The sequence below is a fragment of the Variovorax sp. PEI5 genome, from assembly GCF_056679935.1.
The window spans coordinates 1,001,344-1,018,046 of record NZ_CM155257.1; the positions used below are offsets into that span (position 1 = coordinate 1,001,344).

16 protein-coding genes are annotated in these 16,703 nt (G+C 65.6%); 11 read left to right on the forward strand and 5 right to left on the reverse strand.

What is annotated here, in order from left to right:
* Positions 1 to 42 precede the first annotated feature (42 nt).
* The 4 genes from AC1MLT_RS04635 to AC1MLT_RS04650 all read left to right on the forward strand — a co-directional run bounded on the left by AC1MLT_RS04635 (position 43) and on the right by AC1MLT_RS04650 (position 4,488).
* Entirely contained in the window at positions 43 to 1,416 is a 1,374-nt protein-coding gene (locus tag AC1MLT_RS04635; protein WP_481034106.1) for a cache domain-containing protein, read from the forward strand.
* The gene (locus AC1MLT_RS04640) at positions 1,413 to 2,078 is read left to right on the forward strand and encodes a response regulator transcription factor (protein WP_481034107.1); all 666 of its coding nucleotides are present in this window, start codon (positions 1,413 to 1,415) and stop codon (positions 2,076 to 2,078) included. Before AC1MLT_RS04635 ends, AC1MLT_RS04640 begins: the two co-directional genes overlap by 4 nt.
* Positions 2,079 to 2,197: 119 nt before the next feature.
* Positions 2,198 to 4,267 (forward strand): carbon starvation CstA family protein, encoded by a 2,070-nt coding sequence (locus AC1MLT_RS04645; RefSeq protein ID WP_481034108.1) that lies wholly within the window; start codon positions 2,198 to 2,200, stop codon positions 4,265 to 4,267.
* The gene (locus AC1MLT_RS04650) at positions 4,267 to 4,488 is read left to right on the forward strand and encodes a YbdD/YjiX family protein (protein WP_481034109.1); all 222 of its coding nucleotides are present in this window, start codon (positions 4,267 to 4,269) and stop codon (positions 4,486 to 4,488) included. Before AC1MLT_RS04645 ends, AC1MLT_RS04650 begins: the two co-directional genes overlap by 1 nt.
* 40 nt (positions 4,489 to 4,528) lie before the next feature.
* Here the strand turns inward: AC1MLT_RS04650 and ygfZ are convergent, their stop codons facing one another.
* Positions 4,529 to 5,452, reverse strand: coding sequence for a CAF17-like 4Fe-4S cluster assembly/insertion protein YgfZ (gene ygfZ, locus AC1MLT_RS04655; protein ID WP_481034110.1), 924 nt, complete (start codon positions 5,450 to 5,452; stop codon positions 4,529 to 4,531).
* Positions 5,453 to 5,620: 168 nt separating this feature from the next.
* On the opposite strand from ygfZ, the gene mltG reads away from it, so the two are divergent.
* The 6 genes from mltG to AC1MLT_RS04685 all read left to right on the forward strand — a co-directional run bounded on the left by mltG (position 5,621) and on the right by AC1MLT_RS04685 (position 10,406).
* Complete coding sequence (gene mltG, locus AC1MLT_RS04660; RefSeq protein WP_481034111.1) at positions 5,621 to 6,772, forward strand: endolytic transglycosylase MltG; 1,152 nt, start codon at positions 5,621 to 5,623, stop codon at positions 6,770 to 6,772.
* Positions 6,769 to 7,428, forward strand: coding sequence for a dTMP kinase (tmk, locus tag AC1MLT_RS04665; protein ID WP_481034112.1), 660 nt, complete (start codon positions 6,769 to 6,771; stop codon positions 7,426 to 7,428). The genes mltG and tmk overlap by 4 nt, the downstream gene beginning before the upstream one ends.
* Positions 7,425 to 8,447, forward strand: coding sequence for a DNA polymerase III subunit delta' (locus tag AC1MLT_RS04670; RefSeq protein ID WP_481034113.1), 1,023 nt, complete (start codon positions 7,425 to 7,427; stop codon positions 8,445 to 8,447). Before tmk ends, AC1MLT_RS04670 begins: the two co-directional genes overlap by 4 nt.
* A complete protein-coding gene (locus AC1MLT_RS04675) occupies positions 8,444 to 8,839 on the forward strand; it encodes a PilZ domain-containing protein (RefSeq protein ID WP_481034114.1) in 396 nt (131 codons plus the stop codon). The genes AC1MLT_RS04670 and AC1MLT_RS04675 overlap by 4 nt, the downstream gene beginning before the upstream one ends.
* A 97-nt stretch (positions 8,840 to 8,936) precedes the next feature.
* Complete coding sequence (locus AC1MLT_RS04680) at positions 8,937 to 9,740, forward strand: TatD family hydrolase (protein ID WP_481034115.1); 804 nt, start codon at positions 8,937 to 8,939, stop codon at positions 9,738 to 9,740.
* Between the two features lie 9 nt (positions 9,741 to 9,749).
* Positions 9,750 to 10,406, forward strand: coding sequence for an ankyrin repeat domain-containing protein (locus AC1MLT_RS04685; protein WP_481034116.1), 657 nt, complete (start codon positions 9,750 to 9,752; stop codon positions 10,404 to 10,406).
* A gap of 16 nt (positions 10,407 to 10,422) precedes the next feature.
* On the opposite strand, the gene AC1MLT_RS04690 is transcribed toward AC1MLT_RS04685, so the two are convergent.
* From AC1MLT_RS04690 to tadA, 4 genes are all read right to left on the reverse strand, one after another.
* Positions 10,423 to 11,451 (reverse strand): tyrosine-type recombinase/integrase, encoded by a 1,029-nt coding sequence (locus AC1MLT_RS04690; protein WP_481034117.1) that lies wholly within the window; start codon positions 11,449 to 11,451, stop codon positions 10,423 to 10,425.
* 770 nt (positions 11,452 to 12,221) lie between these two features.
* Positions 12,222 to 13,157 (reverse strand): adenylate/guanylate cyclase domain-containing protein, encoded by a 936-nt coding sequence (locus AC1MLT_RS04695; RefSeq protein WP_481034901.1) that lies wholly within the window; start codon positions 13,155 to 13,157, stop codon positions 12,222 to 12,224.
* A gap of 151 nt (positions 13,158 to 13,308) precedes the next feature.
* Positions 13,309 to 14,259 carry an LD-carboxypeptidase gene (locus AC1MLT_RS04700; protein WP_296311246.1) on the reverse strand — a complete coding sequence of 317 codons (951 nt, stop codon included), beginning with the start codon at positions 14,257 to 14,259 and terminating at the stop codon, positions 13,309 to 13,311.
* A 22-nt stretch (positions 14,260 to 14,281) separates the two neighbouring features.
* Positions 14,282 to 15,397 carry a tRNA adenosine(34) deaminase TadA gene (gene tadA, locus AC1MLT_RS04705; RefSeq protein WP_481034118.1) on the reverse strand — a complete coding sequence of 372 codons (1,116 nt, stop codon included), beginning with the start codon at positions 15,395 to 15,397 and terminating at the stop codon, positions 14,282 to 14,284.
* Positions 15,398 to 15,592: 195 nt separating this feature from the next.
* Here tadA and AC1MLT_RS04710 point away from each other — a divergent pair, with 195 nt between their 5' ends.
* The gene (locus AC1MLT_RS04710) at positions 15,593 to 16,672 is read left to right on the forward strand and encodes a DUF72 domain-containing protein (RefSeq protein WP_481034119.1); all 1,080 of its coding nucleotides are present in this window, start codon (positions 15,593 to 15,595) and stop codon (positions 16,670 to 16,672) included.
* Positions 16,673 to 16,703: the final 31 nt, after the last annotated feature.

Genomic DNA, 16,703 nt, shown 5'->3' on the forward strand with positions numbered 1-16,703 from the left:
CGACCACCCGCATGGCGGACCCCGGATCGCGCCCGGCATGACATGAACCTGCGCAGCAAGATCGTCGCGCTGGCCGTCGCGCCGTTGCTGGTGGCGCTGCTGCTGGTGGCGACGGCCGTCTGGTACCAGGAGCGCGATCTGGCCGCGCGCGAGCGCGCACTGGTCGAGCGCACCCTGCTGGCGCAACGGCGATCGGAGCTGCGCAGCTATGTGGAGCTGGCCGTGAGCACGGTCAAGCCGCTCTACGACGCCGGCCTCGACGACGACCGCACGCGCGACGAGGCGCTGCGCCGGCTCGCCGCGCTCGACTATGGCGACGATGGCTACTTCTTCGTCTACGACCTGCGCGGCCGCTCGCTCATGCATTCGCGCCAGCACGACCTGGAGGGCCAGGACCTGTGGGGCCTCACCGACTCGAAGGGACGACGCACCATCCAGGACCTCATCGGACGGGCCGTCGATGGCGGCGGCTATGTCGAGTACGAGTGGCGCAAGCCATCGAGCGCCCAGCGCGCGCCCAAGCTGGGCTACGTGACCGCGCTGCCGCGCTGGGGCTGGATGCTGGGCACCGGCCTCTACCTCGACGATGTCGAGCTCGCCATGCGTACGCTGCAGGACCAGGTGAGGGACAACGTGACCACCACGATGCTGTGGATCGCCGTGATCGCGGCCGCTTGCCTGGGCGTGGTGAGCGCCGGCGGCCTGCTGCTCAACCTGAGCGAGCACCGCGTGGCCGAGGCCCGGCTGCGCCTGCTGGCGCGGCGGGTGGTGCGCTCGCAGGAGGACGAGCGGGCCCACCTGGCGCGCGAACTGCACGATGGCGTCAGCCAGACGCTGGTGTCGGCCAAGCTGCTGATCGAATCGGGCGTGGATGCGCTGGAGCGCGCCGACCGGACACCGCCACCGGCGCTGGCCAAGGCCCTGCTGCGCCTGAACGACTCGCTCGCCGAGGTGCGCCGGCTGTCCCACCGGCTGCGGCCGGCGCTGCTCGACACCCTCGGCCTGCCCGCCGCGCTCGAGCACCTGGGCGCCGAATTCGACGCGGATGGCGCGCTGCGCGTCGAGGTCGCCGTGCGGGGCGACTCGCCGGAGCTGCCGGCGGATGTCAAGACGGCGTTGTTCCGCGTCGCGCAGGAGGCGCTCACCAACGTGCACAAGCATGCGCGGGCGCGTCGCGTGGCCATCGTGCTGGATGTCGACGCCGCCGGCGTGCGCCTGGAGATCGGCGACGACGGCCAGGGTTTCGATGCGGTGGCGCTGGCCGACGATCCTCGGCGCGGCATCGGCCTGCGCAACATGCGCGAGCGCCTGGATGCCATCGGCGGCGAGCTCACCGTGCGCACGCGCCCTGGCGATGGCACGAGGATCATCGCCGCCGTACCCCTGGGCCACCTCCACCTGACGGATTCCGCATGACCACCCCCGATCCGGGCGTCGTCCCGAACCCGAACCCTGTCATCCGCCTGTTCCTGGTTGACGACCATCCGCTGGTGCGCGACGGTCTGCGCGCCCGCCTGGGCGGCCTGCCGGGCCTGGAGATCGTCGGGGAGGCCGGTTCGGCGCAGGAAGCGCTGACATCGATCGAGGCCCTGCAGCCGGACCTGGTGCTGACCGATGTCGGCATGAAGGACATGAATGGCATCGAGCTCGCGGGTCTGCTGCTGGCACGGCGGCCGGCATTGCACGTGGTGATGCTCAGCATGTACGACAACCCCGAATACGTGCAGCGCGCCCTGCAGGCCGGCGCGCGCGGCTATGTGCTCAAGGACGCGCCGGCGGCCGAGATCGTGGCGGCGCTGCATGCCGTGACGGCCGGCGGGACGTTCCTGAGCCCGGCGGTGTCGCACCGTCTGTTCCGCAACCAGGCGCCGCGTCCGCTGCTGACGCCGCGCGAGAGCGAGATCCTGAGCGCGCTCGGCCGGGGCGCGTCGAGCAAGCAGATCGCGCGCGACCTCGACCTGAGCGTGCGCACGGTGGAGGCGCATCGCCAGAGCATCAAGCGCCGGCTCGGCCTGGAGGGGCAGGCCGAACTGATCAAGTACGCCGTGGAACACGCCCGGCGCTTCGACGGCGACTGAGACGCGGCGGGTTTTCCCTTACGAGATACCGCGTGGCGTTCCCGCGCGGTCCGACGGATGCCATGCGGGGACAAGGCGGGAACACTCCAGGAACTTTTTCCTTCCTGGAGACAACACCGATGCCAAGCATCCGCCGCCACCTCGTGTGGTTCCTCGTCGCGATCGCCGGCGCCTTCTCGCTGGGCACCGTGGCGCTCGCGCGTGGCGAGGCCATCAGCGCCCTCTGGATCGTGGTGGCCGCCGTGTGCGTCTACCTGATCGCCTATCGCTACTACAGCCTGTTCATCGCCGAGCGCGTGCTCGGGCTCGATCCGGGGCGCAAGACGCCGGCGCATCGCCACAACGACGGTCTGGACTACGTGCCGACCGACAAGAACGTGCTGTTCGGCCATCACTTCGCGGCCATCGCCGGCGCGGGGCCGCTGGTCGGGCCGGTGCTGGCGGCGCAGATGGGCTACCTGCCGGGGCTGCTGTGGATCCTGGCCGGGGTGGTGTTCGCCGGCGCGGTGCAGGATTTCATCGTGCTGTTCATCTCGACCCGGCGCGACGGCCGCTCGCTCGGCGACCTGATCAAGCAGGAGATGGGCCTGGTGCCGGGGATGATCGCGCTGTTCGGCACCTTCATGATCATGATCATCATCCTGGCGGTGCTGGCGCTGATCGTCGTGAAGGCGCTGGCCGAATCCCCGTGGGGCGCCTTCACGGTCGCCGCGACGATTCCCGTGGCGCTGTTCATGGGCGTCTACCTGCGCTACCTCCGGCCCGGGCGCATCGGCGAGGTGTCGGTGATCGGCTTCGTGCTGCTGATGCTGGCCATCTTCGGTGGCCAGGCGGTCAGCCACGATCCCGAGTGGGCGGCCCTGTTCACCTTCGACGGCAAGGCCCTGACCTGGATGCTGATCGGCTATGGCTTCGTCGCCGCCACGCTGCCGGTGTGGCTGCTGCTGGCGCCGCGCGACTATCTCTCCACCTTCCTGAAGATCGGCACCATCCTGGCGCTGGCCGTCGGCATCGTCTTCGTCGCGCCGACCCTGCAGATGCCGGCGGTCACGCAGTTCGTCAATGGCAACGGCCCGGTGTGGTCGGGCAGCCTGTTCCCGTTCCTGTTCATCACCATCGCCTGCGGCGCGGTCTCGGGCTTCCATGCGTTGATCTCCTCGGGCACCACGCCCAAGATGCTCGACAACGAATCGCACGCGCGCTTCATCGGCTATGGCGGCATGCTGGCCGAGTCCTTCGTGGCCGTGATGGCGCTGGTGGCGGCCTCGTGCATCGAGCCGGGCATCTACTTCGCGATGAACAGCCCGGCCGCGCTGGTCGGCAGCACCCCGGCCACCGTGGCGCAGACGATCTCGAGCTGGGGCTTCGTGGTCACGCCCGAGATGCTGATGCAGACCGCGCGCGATGTCGGCGAAACCACCATCCTGGGCCGCGCCGGCGGCGCGCCGACCCTGGCCGTGGGCATGGCCCACATCCTGCACCAGGTCCTCGGCGGCCCCGGCATGATGGCCTTCTGGTACCACTTCGCGATCCTGTTCGAGGCCCTGTTCATCCTGACGGCGGTGGACGCCGGCACGCGCGCCGGCCGCTTCATGCTGCAGGACCTGCTGGGCAGCTTCGTGCCGGCGCTGGGCAGGACAGACTCGCTGCCAGCCAACCTGATCGCCACGGCGCTTACCGTCGCGGCCTGGGGCTACTTCCTCTACCAGGGCGTGGTCGATCCGCTGGGCGGCATCAACACGCTGTGGCCGCTGTTCGGCATCTCCAACCAGATGCTGGCCGCGGTGGCGCTGCTGCTGGGCACGGTGGTGCTGTTCCGCATGAAGCGCGAGCGCTATGCCTGGGTGGCCGTGGTGCCGACGGTGTGGCTGCTGGCCTGCACGCTGACCGCCGGCTGGCAGAAGATCTTCTCGGCCGATCCCAAGGTGGGCTTCCTGGCCCATGCCGCCCGCTATGCCGACGGCCTGGCGCAGGGCGTGCTGATCGCGCCGGCGAAGACGCCCGAGGCCATGGCCCGCATCGTCTTCAACGACCGGCTCGATGCCGGCCTGTGCGCCCTGTTCATGTTCGTCGTGCTCAGCGTGCTGGTCTATGCCGTCAAGGCCTGCCTGGCGGCGCGCCGGGTGAATCACCCGACGGTGCACGAGACCCCGTTCGAGGCGCTGGCGGCGATGCCGGCGAAAGCCTGATGACGGTCGGATCCGTCGTCCTGGGTCTGCCGGAGGCCGGGCGCTACCTGGGCCGCTCGCTGGCCCGTTCGCTGCGGCTGATGGTGGGTCAGCCCGATTACGAGACCTACGTGAGCCACATGCGGCTCACGCATCCGGACGAGGCACCGATGAGCTACGAGATGTTCTTCCGCGAGCGCCAGGAGGCGCGGTACGGCGGCGGCAGGGGTCGCTGCTGCTAGCGTCGCGGACGTCGCATCCGCCGTCATCACCCCGGCAGGCTCAGATGTCGGCCAGCAGGGGGTAGGGCAGGGGCTCGAGCGTCAGGACCGGGCCGGTCGGCCCGCCGGCGCGCAGGGTGCCTCCCTCGGCGGCCGAGGTCTGCATCGACACCAGGATCGCCCAGCGGCCGTCGGGCGAGCGGGCCGCCTGCACCACGGTGCCGACGGGTTGCTCGGCATCGTCGGCGGCGAAGACCTCCTGGCCGGCCTCGACGACGGCATCGGCCGCGGCCAGGTAGGTGCGGCGCTTGAGCGTGCCGCGGAACTGGCTGCGTGCGACCACTTCCTGGCCCGGGTAGCAGCCTTTCTTGAAGTTGACGCCGCCGACGGATTCGTAGTTGAGCATCTGCGGCACGAAGGCCTCGACCACCGGCGCCGTCAGGGTCGCGATGCCACTGCGGACTTCGCTCCATGCCCAGATCGAGGGATCGAGCGCGTCGCCGATCGGCGCGGCGGCATCCGCCGGGGCGATCCACAACGCGCGTGGCACGCCATCGGCCGGATACAAGGAGACGACCGAGGCCGGTCCCGCCTCGACGCGGCGGCCGGGTGGCGCGGTGGCATCGAGGCCATTGGCCGCCAGCGCCGCGCCGGCCAGGCCGAACAGCGCGAAGTCCGGGCTCGCATCGGTCAGCTTGACCTTGGCGCGCAGCACGAACATCGACAGGCGCTTGAGGGTCTGCGCCAGGATGTCGCGGCTCATCACCAGCAGGACCTCGTCGGGTCGCGGCCGGATGCCGACGAAGCTGGCGAGCATGCGGCCCTTGGCCGTGCACAGGGCCGCGAGCCGGGCCTCGGCGGCTGTCAGGAGCGCGAAGTCCTGGGTCAGCTGGCCATGCAGGAAAGCGGCGGCATCGGCGCCTTCGGCGCGGATCACGCCCAGGTGCGCGAGGGTGGTTACACCATGGAGAACGGCAGGAGTCATGGCTGAATTATCATGGCCTGCGACGCGCCATCGAGGCCGCAGGGCCAAGCGCGAGAGGGTCGAAGCCGACGCACCGTCCGGTGCCGCCGCCGGTGCGCTCGACGCGACCGACGGCTTGGCGCTCCGCCTGGCTCACCCATCCTCCTCGACCCTCCAGACAGCCCTTCCGTGCGCCGTTTCCTCCTCAAGCTCTTTCTGCTGATCGCCTTCATCGGACTGGGGGGTGGTGCCCTCGGACTGTGGTGGGTCAACCGGCCGATCACGCTGCCCGCGCCGACGGTCGACCTGACCGTCGAGCCCGGCACCACGCCGCGCGGCATCGCGGAGGCCGTGGCGGCCACCGGTGCCGGCGTGCCGCCACCCCTGCTCTATGGCTGGTTCCGCTTCTCCGGCCAGGATCGCCGCATCCGGGCCGGCAGCTACGAGCTGGAGCGGGGCGTGACGCCGCGCGGCCTGCTCGACATGCTGGTGCGTGGCGAGGAGGCGACGCGCAGCGTGGGGCTGGTCGAAGGCTGGAACTTCCGCCAGGTGCGCGCCGCGCTGGCGAAGGCCGAGCAACTCAAGCCCGACACGATCGGCGAGAGCGACGAAGCACTGATGACCCGGCTCGGACGGCCCGGCGTCCATCCGGAGGGGCGTTTCTTCCCGGACACCTACACCTATTCGAAGGGGTCGAGCGACTTCGCCGTCCTGCAGCGCGCCCTGCGTGCCATGGACCGCAAGCTCGACGCCGCCTGGGCCGCGCGCAGCAGCGACCTGCCGCTCAAGTCGGCCGAGGAGGCGCTCGTCCTCGCCAGCATCGTCGAGAAGGAGACCGGCCAGGCCCGCGACCGCGCCGAGATCTCGGCCGTGTTCAACAACCGGCTGCGCGTGGGCATGCCATTGCAGACCGATCCGACCGTCATCTACGGCATGGGCACCGCCTTCAATGGCAACCTGCGCAAGAAGGACCTGCAGACCGACACGCCCTGGAACACCTACACCCGCGGTGGCCTGCCGCCGACGCCGATCTCGATGCCGGGCCGCGCGGCCTTGCTGGCCGCGGTGCAGCCGGCGCGCAGCAAGTCGCTGTATTTCGTGTCGCGTGGCGACGGCAGCAGCCATTTCAGCGCCTCGCTCGACGAACACAATCGCGCCGTGAATCGCTATCAGCGCGGCATCGAGCCGCCGGCGGGCGTCCCGACGGCCCCGACGGCACCGACTCCCGGGGCGGCCGCGTCCGCCCCGGCCACTGGCGCGCCCGCCGAGCCCGCCGCCGGGACGGCGGCGACATCTCCAGCCTCGTCGGCATCCGCATCGTCACCCCGCACCGGTCCATGAGCAGCTCTCCTTCCTCTCTTTTCCTGACGTTCGAGGGCATCGACGGCGCCGGCAAGTCCAGCCACCTGGCCGCGCTCGAAGCCTTCTTCGTCCAGCGCGGCCGATCGGTCACGCGCACGCGCGAACCCGGCGGCACGCCGCTGGCGGAGACCCTGCGCGAGCTGATCCTGGCCAGGCCCATGGATGCGCTGACGGAATCGCTTCTGGTGTTCGCCGCGCGCCGCGACCACATCGCGCAGGTCATCGCGCCGGCGCTGGCGCGGGGCGATGTCGTGCTGAGCGATCGCTTCACGGATGCGACCTTCGCCTACCAGGGTGCCGGTCGCTCGTTCGATCGCGATGTTCTGCTAACGCTCGAGCGTTGGGTGCAAGCCGGAACATCGGATGCCGGCAGGGTGGGCTCCCTGTTGCAGCCCGATCTGACGTTCTGGTTCGACCTGCCGGCCGAGATGGCGGCGGAGCGCCTGGCCGGGGCTCGGCTGCCGGACAAGTTCGAGTCGCAGCCGGTCGAGTTCTTCCGTCGCGTGGCGATGGGCTATGCCGAGCGGGCGAGCGCTGCGGCGGACCGGTTCGTCCGCATCGACGCCGCCCTGCCGCGCGAACAGGTCTGGGCCCAGGTCGAATCGGCGTTGAAGCAGCGTCTGGGGCTGGCATGACGCCCGCAGCCGCCGCGCCGTTGCGCGTCTCGCCGTGGCTGGCGCGTCCGCTGGCCGAACTGCTGCGCCAGCGCGGTCATGCCTGGCTTCTCCAGGGGCCGTCCGGTCTGGGCCAGTACGAACTCGCGCTGTCGCTGGCGGCGGCATGGCTGTGCGAGGAGCCGAGCGCGCAGGGCGCCTGCGGGCACTGCGCGAGTTGCCACGCCATCGCGGTGCGCACGCATGCCGATCTGTGCGTGCTGATGCCCGAGGTGGCGATGCTCGATCGCGGCTGGCCCCTGGACGAGAAATCGCAGGCCGACATCGACGACAAGAAACGCAAGCCGAGTCGGGAGATCCGGGTCGAGGCGATGCGCGATGCGATCGGGTTCGCGCAGCGCACCAATGCGCGCGGGCGTGGCAAGGTGATCCTGGTCTATCCGGCCGAGCGCATGAATGCCATCGCCGCCAATGCCTTGCTCAAGACGCTGGAGGAGCCGGTGGGGGACGTGCGTTTCGTCCTGGCGAGCGAGGCGGCGTGGCAGCTGCTGCCGACGATCCGCAGCCGCTGCATCGGTTTCAACGTGCCATGGCCCGAGGTCGGCGACGCCGTCGCCTGGCTGGCATCCAATGGTGTGGCCGAGGCCGATGCGCCGGCCTTGCTGAGGGCGTCCGGAGGGCGTCCGCACGAGGCGCTGCGCCGCGCGCGCGCCGGGGCAGCGCCGAAGACCTGGTCGGCATGGCCCAAGGCGCTGCTTCGCGGCGAGGCCGGGGCCCTGGCCGACCAGACGCCACCCCAGGCCATCGATTCGCTCCAGAAGCTGTGCCACGACCTGATGGCCGTCGGGGTCGGGGCCGAACCGCGGTTCTTCCCGCGTGCCGATCTGCCGCCGGCGCCATCGCCGACGGTGCTGGCGCGGTGGTCGAAGTCGCTGGCCAGCGCCGCCAGGACGGCCGAGCACCCATTCAATCCGGGACTCATGCTGGAGGCCCTGGCGAGCGAGGCGCAGGCCGCCCTAAACTCGGTGTCTCGCTCATGAGCATTCCTACGACGATCCCCGGCTTCGAACCCAGCCAGCGTGCGCCGCTGTCGCCACGTCCCAGCGTGATCCAGCTGGCCATCAAGGAGAAGGGCGCGCTGCACGCGGCCTACATCCCGCTGTTCGCGGAAGGCGGCATCTTCATTCCGACGGCGCGCGAGTACCGGCTGGGGGACGACGTCTATGTGCTCCTGACATTGCCCGATGACAACCAGCGCTATCCGGTCGCCGGCAAGGTCGCCTGGATCACCCCAGCGCGAGCCACGGGCAACCGGGCGCCCGGCGTCGGCATCCGCTTCCCGGCCGACGAGAAGTCGCGTGAACTGAAGGCGCGGATCGAAAGCGTCCTCGGCAGCGCCATGGCCTCCGATCGGCCGACCCAGACCATCTGAACGCAAGAGGCCGGATGTCTTCCCTCGTGGAATGGGGCTGCGGGCGCCGTCCGGTCGATCTCCAACCCGTGCCCACCCACCCATAGACTCTCCTTCCATGTTCACCGACTCGCACTGCCACCTGACCTACCCTGGATTGATCGAGCGCATACCGGAGGTGCGTGCGGCGATGGCGCAAGCGCGGGTCGATCGCGCGCTCTGCATCTGCACCCGCATGGAGGAGTTCGACGCGGTCCAGGACCTGGCCGCGCGCTACGACAACTTCTGGGCCAGCATCGGCGTCCACCCCGACAACGAGGATGTGGCGGAGCCGACCATCGAGGATCTAGTCCAGGGCTCCAGGCGGGCGAAGGTCGTCGCGATCGGCGAGACCGGCCTGGACTACTACCAGATGGACGAGCGCAAGGGAGGACGCACCATCGCGGACATGGAATGGCAGCGCAACCGCTTCCGCGTCCACATCCGTGCCGCCCGCCAGGTCGGGAAGCCGCTGGTGATCCACACGCGGGATGCCTCGGCGGACACCCTGCGGCTGCTGAGGGAGGAGGGCGAGGACGGCTCGGCGGGTTCGGCGGGCGGGGTCTTCCACTGCTTCACCGAGACCGCCGACGTGGCCCGGGCCGCGCTTGACCTCGGCTTCTACATCTCGTTTTCCGGCATCATCACATTCAAGAAATCGCAGGACCTGCGCGATGTCGCGGCTTTCGTTCCACTCGATCGCATGCTGATCGAGACCGACAGTCCCTACCTGGCGCCGGTGCCTCATCGAGGCAAGACCAACAGTCCCGCTCACGTGCCGCTGGTGGCGCGTCAGATCGCCGAACTGCGGGGGACCTCGATCGATACCATCGCCGAGGTGACCAGCCGCAACTTCGGCACCTTGTTCACCGCTGCCACCTGATTGCAAGAAATGCGCTTGAAAAAACTGTTGTGCCTGGCCGCATTGGCTGCTTCCATGGCGTCGCACGCCGGATCCTTCGAGGATTTCTTCCGCGCCGTGCGTGCCGACAACGCCAGTGGCGTCGCCTCGCTGATCAATCGCGGATTCGATCCGAACACGCGCAACGAGACGGGCCAGACGGGTCTGCTGCTGGCGCTGCGCGAGCCATCGCCGCGCGTCATCGATGTCCTGCTGTCCTCGAAGAAGACCGACATCGACGCACGCAACGCGAACGACGAAAGCCCGCTGATGCTGGCGGCGTTGCGCGGCCAGGAGGACGTCGTGCGCAAGCTCATCGCACGCGATGCGGCTGTCAACAAGCCGGGCTGGACGCCCCTGCACTATGCGGCGACGAACGGGCAGATCGCCATCATGAAGCTGCTGCTCGAGAACTATGCGTTCATCGACGCGCCATCGCCCAACGAGACGACGCCGCTGATGATGGCGGCGATGTACGGATCGACCCAGGGAGTGGAACTGCTGCTGGCCGAAGGCGCCGATCCATTGCTGAAGAACCAGCAAGGCATGACGGCGGCTGATTTCGCCCAGCGCGGCCAGCGTCCCGATGCGGTGGCCCTGCTGAATGCCGCCATCAGGGCCAGGAAGCCATCGGGTGGCGCCTGGTAGGCATGTCAGGCGCGTTTCACAGTCCCTCGGGCGCGCTTTCCATCAGTCTTCCGTACTGGTTCATCGAGTCCGGTTCGACCCCCAGCCACATCGCCACCTGTTCCGCGGAGGTGCCCCGGCGCAATTGCCGCAGCGCGAAGGTGTGTCGCAGTCGGAACGAGCCGCCTTCGGTGCTTTCGAGTCCGGCTTCCTCCAGCACCTTGTTGGCGCACATGTAGTGTGAATCGCGACTCCACTGCTTGCCGGTGCGGGTCGAGGGAAACAGGAAATCGCCGGCGATGGCCGCGTCCTGACGCACCTTGAGCCAGTGGTGCAGCAGTTCGCCCGACCAGGGAGCGATGGGCGTCTCGCGCGCGGGCCAGTTGCCATGGTTCGGCACCGCGATCTTCCAGGGACGATCCCTGATCCGACCGCCTTGCGACACCGGCGATCTCAAGGTCAGTGCACGGATGTCGGCCGGCGTCAGACCGCCTCCCAGCTGGAGGCCGACGGCCGCTCGATTGCGTACCTGCTGCCAGGTCAGGCCGACCGGATTTTCCCTGCTCGATCCCGTGACGCCGGGGCGCGGGCGTGCTGCGGACAGGAAGGTGATGAGGTGCCGTGTCTCGGTGACGGTCAGGAAGTCGGGCAGGGGATCCGATTGCGCTGCCTCCGCGTACTTGATTTCCGGCTGCGCGGCGATCCACTCTGCGGCGGCCTCATTGGGCGATTCATCATGCTTGGCTGCCTGATGTTTGAGCACTCGATCGACGAGTCGCAACAATCGGAGTGCGTGACGGGGGGAGAGCGACAGATCGGAACTCTTCATTCCGAACCGTGCGCCTTGAAAGGCCTGGAGGTCACTCGTGGACAGGTGCGTCAGGGTCACGGGTGGCGTCTGTGACAACGCCCAGTTCATGAATCCGCCCCACATGTCGCGATACACCTGGATGGAGGACGGCTGACGCAGGATGCCTTGGGCCATCTGGTCCGCCAGCCAGTCCTCGAACGGTGCCTTCAGCCCATCAATGGGCGAGTCTTCATCGAATGGAAGTAGTGATTGCATCTATCTGCTAACGGCTTTGGAATTGCAGTCCATCTTAGTCGAGGACAATAAAAAAAGAAAATAAACGTTAGCAGATAAATAGAACGAAGTGCCTTCAATCTCTTGAGGACCGAGAAAGGGGAGTATCCGGACACGCTTTCACGAACCTTGCTGCGAGATGATTCGAACAAGATCCTTGCTGTGTGGAAGTGGATGGAGCAGACGCTGAGTAGACAAGTCGTACACATGGCATGCGCAACGACTCAGAGATCGATGAAAACCGGTAAAAGATCAAGATGCTGATCGTGCTGACCCACAAGCTGCGCTGGCCGTTGGTGTATCCATGCCATCGGTCAATGTCCATGAAGACGCTCGCATGGAATCGCTGCAAGACTCAGATGGTCAGACCGTTCGACAGCGAGAAGACGCGTGATCGAATACGGCAAGGTGAAGAAGGACCTCGGGTCGATGTTCCATATGAAGCCCGAGATCCATACAGACGATCTCGATCGTCCAGATCGCCGATACGAGGCGCTGATGTATCAATCGAGAAATCCTTGTCGACTTGCAGCCTCATCAAAAAGGGCTGTCCTGGTCGATCGATCGATGAAGTGGACGAATACTTTGGCCGCACCATCCCAACCCATCCTGCTTACTTGCCCTCTTGTTTTAAATACAATGTATATTATGTTAAGTCAAGGGTACGGATAACCGAATGTCTCTGCCCTTTGCGCCTGGACAGGCTGAATGGCAGATCGACCCGTCCTCTTCGTGTCCGATATCTTCATGACTCAACGCGAAAGCACCATCAGGCCACCTGTCGTATCGAAATTGACCACAGGCGCGCTCAGATCGCTGAGCGGCGCACCCAGGCTGATTTGTCCGTTGCCATGAAGCAAGCATTCGTCGCGCCTCAGTGCGATCTCACCGCTGATGCCCGTGGCATTTCTGAACTGTACCCACGTGCCATAGGTACTGACATCCACCAGCACGCAGCTGCCCTTCCTCGACTCGAGCCGTGCGTGCAGTCGCGAAACCCGCGGATCGTTGACGACAAATTCCGCATCGTCGACGCGACCGAGATAGATCGGAAGATCGGTCGCATTGAAGGTTTGCCTCACATCCAGCCACGACAACTCTATCTTTCCGAACGAAGCTTCTTTAGGACGATTCATCTGAGCCAAGGTCGCCGGCATCGTCAGGAATTCGAGCGATTCGTCCTGCCAATCGATTCGGTAGACGACCGGCATCTCGCTCTTCCCGCGGATGTTGATCGGTCCCAGGCTTCGATGGCGCACTTCCTGCCCCTTGAGTTCGTCGATCACGGATTGCGTGGCCCAGATCTGCCGGGGGCCGGCGAGGTCACTCAATCTCGAGGCGAGATTGACGGCATCACCATAGCAATCCCCATCGACCTCGAGAACGTCTCCACTGGCCATTCCGATCTGCAGCTCCATGCGCAATGCGGGTGGCCAGGTCTGGATACGCTTCTGATGGTTGCGTTGCATTTCGAGTGCAGCGCGCGTTGCCCAGTCGCCCGACTGGAAAACCGCCAGCACGCCGTCCCCAAGCGTCTTGACGACACGACCTTGGTGCGCCTCGCAGACGGCAGCAATCCACTGCGTGAGCCGCGTGACCGTTTCAGCAGCACGCGCGTTTCCCATCGACTCGAAAACAGCCGTGCTTCCGGTCAGATCTGCAAAAACCACTGTTGAATGAGCGCCCATGTCTTGACTTTTTTGATGAAAATTCGTCCAGGTTTCAAAACCGAGACAAATCGACATCCAACGATTTCATAAAATATTTCTTGCCATCAAGGAGTTCTGTCGATTCGAACAGCTCAATCTCATACTTCAGACGGAACATATCAACGCTGATTCAATGATGATGCGCGTGCGGGAATTCTTTGGCATGCATGTGCCCCCACATGATAATGACCTCCCTGCCCTCGCGATCCATTTCCACCTTTGCTCCCACGGGCAACAGGACTTTCGTTGGAACATGTCCGAACGGCAATCCACTCAGCACCGGAATGTCGAGCAGCGATCGCAATCTGGCGAATACAGTTGGCAGACCGAAGCCCCGATCGTTGGGCACCTTCCTGAATGCCGTGAATTGACCCATCAGGATCGCGCACTGGCGCTGCAGTACTCCCGCATGAAACAACTGATCGAGCATGCGTTCGATGCGATAGGGATGCTCCCCCACATCCTCCAGGAACAGAACCCCGCCCCGGATGTCGGGAAAATAGGGTGTGCCGAGAAGACTGAGCAGCACCGTCAGATTGCCTCCCCACAGCGGTGCGTTCCGGATGTGGTTCAGAGCGGGTGCTTCGCCTTCACGAGCGGGTAGACGCCATCCGGTGCCTTCGCCCTGTTCATCGAGGAGATCGTCGAAACAAGCCTCCATGATGTCGTCGGGCCCTTCGATCGCACCGAAATCCTCACCCACGGATGGTCCCGACCAGGTCACCGCGCCGGTCTTTGCCAGCAGCGCATTTTGAAACGCGGTGAAATCGCTGAATCCAACGAATTTCGTGCCCCGCTCCACTGCCTTTGCGACGTCTGCGTAATCGATGCCGCCAAGAATACGGGTGAGACCATAGCCCCCGCGCGTCGTGAGAGCGATATCTGCTCCACTGGCAACAGCGCGTGCGATGGCAGCCAGACGAGTCGCATCGTCGCCCGCAAAACGCTGATGGACCTCCAGCGCAGATGGATCGATTTCCACCTGATGGCCTTTTGCCTCGAGGCGCTTGACTCCTCTCCTGAATGCAATCTTGTCGCGTACGGCGCTGGACGGCGAATATATGTAAATATGTTTGCTCACAGAAAACCATCTTTCAATAGATTCAGCATCTTCTTCTCACAATTTCCGCGATTTTTGATATCTGCTCAGGAGACGGTCCCGAAGAATCAGGATGGATCGAGCCCAGAGATCTCAATGCCGCTTCATGGCCTCGATCAGGAAACGGTGCTTGCCATGCGTTGAGTGAATCCCCGGCCCTTTCGTCCAGTGCACAGATAGGCGACGCATCGAACAACAGACTGGATGGCTCGGTACGCAGCAGCTGTACCAACGGATCGGCGCCGGCTGCATGGACCAGATGGACAGGCCCGATCTTCATCTCGCCGAGCCATTCAGAGAGTACCTCCCTGTGCCACTCCCAAGTGTGGACGGTCGCGTTCTTTGGTTTGTCACTTCGGCCGAAGCCGATTAAATCAGGAACGATCCAGCGGATGTCATCGATGGTCATCAGGTTCCTGAAAAGATAGCCCCATTGCCCTGGACCATGTAGGCAGATGGCGGTTGCTCGAACGCCAATGCCGTTAGCCGAAGTATCGAACCAATGCATGCGCCAATTGCGTTGTGCGCTCCCCCCCGTCGACCAGAAGGATGTGGGGGGCTCCTGCATGAGTCCTGTGAAGCGGTTTTCAGGTGTCCTCAGCGCGTCATCGCGCAGTGGGTTCGCGTTCTCACGCTGCTGCTGCCGACGCTGTTTGAAGAACGTCTTGAGCATGGCGCTGCAAACCTCTCCCAGCACTCCCCCACGGATGTCGGTGTGATGATTGAGTTGAACCAGGCCGAACAGGTCGACGACCGAGCCGGCCGCGCCCGTCCTGGGATCGGGAGCGCCATACACCACCCGCGCCAGGCGGGAGTGCAGGACGGCACCGGCGCACATGGCACAAGGCTCGAGCGTGACGAACAACTCGCAGTCGTCGAGTCGATAATTGCCCAGCACGGCGGCAGCCGCGCGCAATGCATTGATCTCGGCATGCCCACTGGGATCGCACGAGCCCTTGGGTGTGTTGCGTCCAGTCGCGATGACGGCTCCGTCCTTCACCACGACGGCACCCACCGGCACTTCACCTGCGCAACCCGCCTCATGGGCTTGCTCCAGCGCGAGGCGCATCCAGTGATCATCGCTCGTCATACGTTCAGGAACCTTCTGTGGTGGTTGCATCGTGACAGATGATGCGGCACCGATCCCACCACTGCTGGCTGGCATGCGCTGCCAACCGAAAAGCCGAACTATACGCACCCCGCGACGCATCTTTTCGCCGGGAATCGTCGTCGGCGCTGGCGTCTCTTCCCGCTCCGGACTGACCTCTGCCCTCTGAAGCACCGATCATCGTTAGGCTCGATTTCGGATTTGAAGATGCAAGAATCGCTTTTTCCCACGGATCCTCCAAACGACGTCAAAGCCGACGTTCGTGCTGGCCAAGTCATTGCATCGACGCATGCCCAGTCTCCGGTATTGCCGTTTCCAAGCGCTTCCGAGACGAGGGACCTGGCCAGCGCATTGCCGCGGGAGATTCGCCTCGGCACATCGTCCTGGGGCTTCCCGGGTTGGGCCGGTCTGGTATGGGCCGATGTCTACACGACCAAGCAGCTGGCACGCGATGGCTTGCCGGCCTATGCCTGTCATCCCCTGTTGCGCACGGTCAGTCTCGACCGTGCCTTCTACAAGCCGTTGAGCGCCCATGAATATGCGAGCCTGGCCGCCCAGGTTCCCGACGATTTCCGTTTCGTCGTCAAGGCGCCAAGCGCCATATCGGATGCGATGGTCCGTGACCACGGTCGCGGGTTGCAACGCAATGCGACGTTCCTTGATCCGATCGCCGCAGCGCACGAGTTCGTCCAGCCGGCTCTCGACGGGCTCGGCCCCAAGCTCGGCGCCCTGGTCTTCCAGTTGAGCCCCCTGCCCTCCTCGATGCTGCTGCGCATCCCCGAACTCTTGGAAAGCCTGGCTACGATGCTGGCAGCCCTGCCCCCACTGCGGCCGACCGCGCCGGATGGCGTCGTCGCCGTCGAGGTCCGCAATGCGGAACTCATGACTGCGGAACTGGCAGCCGTCCTGAAAGCCGCAGGCGCAACCTACTGTCTGGGTCTGCATGCCAAGATGCCCGGCATCTCGGACCAGCTGCCCATGCTGCGTGCCCTGTGGCCTGCCCCCCTGGTGGCCCGATGGAATCTCCATCAGCGTCATGGTGCCTATGGATATGACAGTGCCAAGGATCTCTACGAACCGTTCGACCGCCTGCTCGACCCTGATCCGGAGACTCGCGCGATCCTGTCCCAGGTCATGGCAGCGACTGCGGCGGCGCATCTCCCGGTGTACGTGACCATCAACAACAAGGCGGAAGGCTCGGCGCCGTTGAGCGTGGAGGCGTTGGCCGAGGCGGTGCGGGAACGACACATACTCCGGACCGACCCGCACCCGGTGCCGAAACGCTGATTTCCCGCCACCACTGCCATCATTCACGACA

What these genes read in the sequence shown, in the direction of transcription:
- AC1MLT_RS04690 (WP_481034117.1), bottom strand. Translation starts at nt 11,451, where the DNA reads ATGCAATCACTACTTCCATTCGATGAAGACTCGCCCATTGATGGGCTG.
- AC1MLT_RS04675 (WP_481034114.1), top strand. Translation starts at nt 8,444, where the DNA reads ATGAGCATTCCTACGACGATCCCCGGCTTCGAACCCAGCCAGCGTGCG.
- AC1MLT_RS04635 (WP_481034106.1), top strand. Translation starts at nt 43, where the DNA reads ATGAACCTGCGCAGCAAGATCGTCGCGCTGGCCGTCGCGCCGTTGCTG.
- AC1MLT_RS04650 (WP_481034109.1), top strand. Translation starts at nt 4,267, where the DNA reads ATGACGGTCGGATCCGTCGTCCTGGGTCTGCCGGAGGCCGGGCGCTAC.
- ygfZ (WP_481034110.1), bottom strand. Translation starts at nt 5,452, where the DNA reads ATGACTCCTGCCGTTCTCCATGGTGTAACCACCCTCGCGCACCTGGGC.
- AC1MLT_RS04670 (WP_481034113.1), top strand. Translation starts at nt 7,425, where the DNA reads ATGACGCCCGCAGCCGCCGCGCCGTTGCGCGTCTCGCCGTGGCTGGCG.
- AC1MLT_RS04645 (WP_481034108.1), top strand. Translation starts at nt 2,198, where the DNA reads ATGCCAAGCATCCGCCGCCACCTCGTGTGGTTCCTCGTCGCGATCGCC.
- AC1MLT_RS04695 (WP_481034901.1), bottom strand. Translation starts at nt 13,157, where the DNA reads ATGGGCGCTCATTCAACAGTGGTTTTTGCAGATCTGACCGGAAGCACG.
- AC1MLT_RS04640 (WP_481034107.1), top strand. Translation starts at nt 1,413, where the DNA reads ATGACCACCCCCGATCCGGGCGTCGTCCCGAACCCGAACCCTGTCATC.
- AC1MLT_RS04680 (WP_481034115.1), top strand. Translation starts at nt 8,937, where the DNA reads ATGTTCACCGACTCGCACTGCCACCTGACCTACCCTGGATTGATCGAG.
- AC1MLT_RS04710 (WP_481034119.1), top strand. Translation starts at nt 15,593, where the DNA reads ATGCAAGAATCGCTTTTTCCCACGGATCCTCCAAACGACGTCAAAGCC.
- AC1MLT_RS04685 (WP_481034116.1), top strand. Translation starts at nt 9,750, where the DNA reads ATGCGCTTGAAAAAACTGTTGTGCCTGGCCGCATTGGCTGCTTCCATG.
- tmk (WP_481034112.1), top strand. Translation starts at nt 6,769, where the DNA reads ATGAGCAGCTCTCCTTCCTCTCTTTTCCTGACGTTCGAGGGCATCGAC.
- tadA (WP_481034118.1), bottom strand. Translation starts at nt 15,397, where the DNA reads ATGCAACCACCACAGAAGGTTCCTGAACGTATGACGAGCGATGATCAC.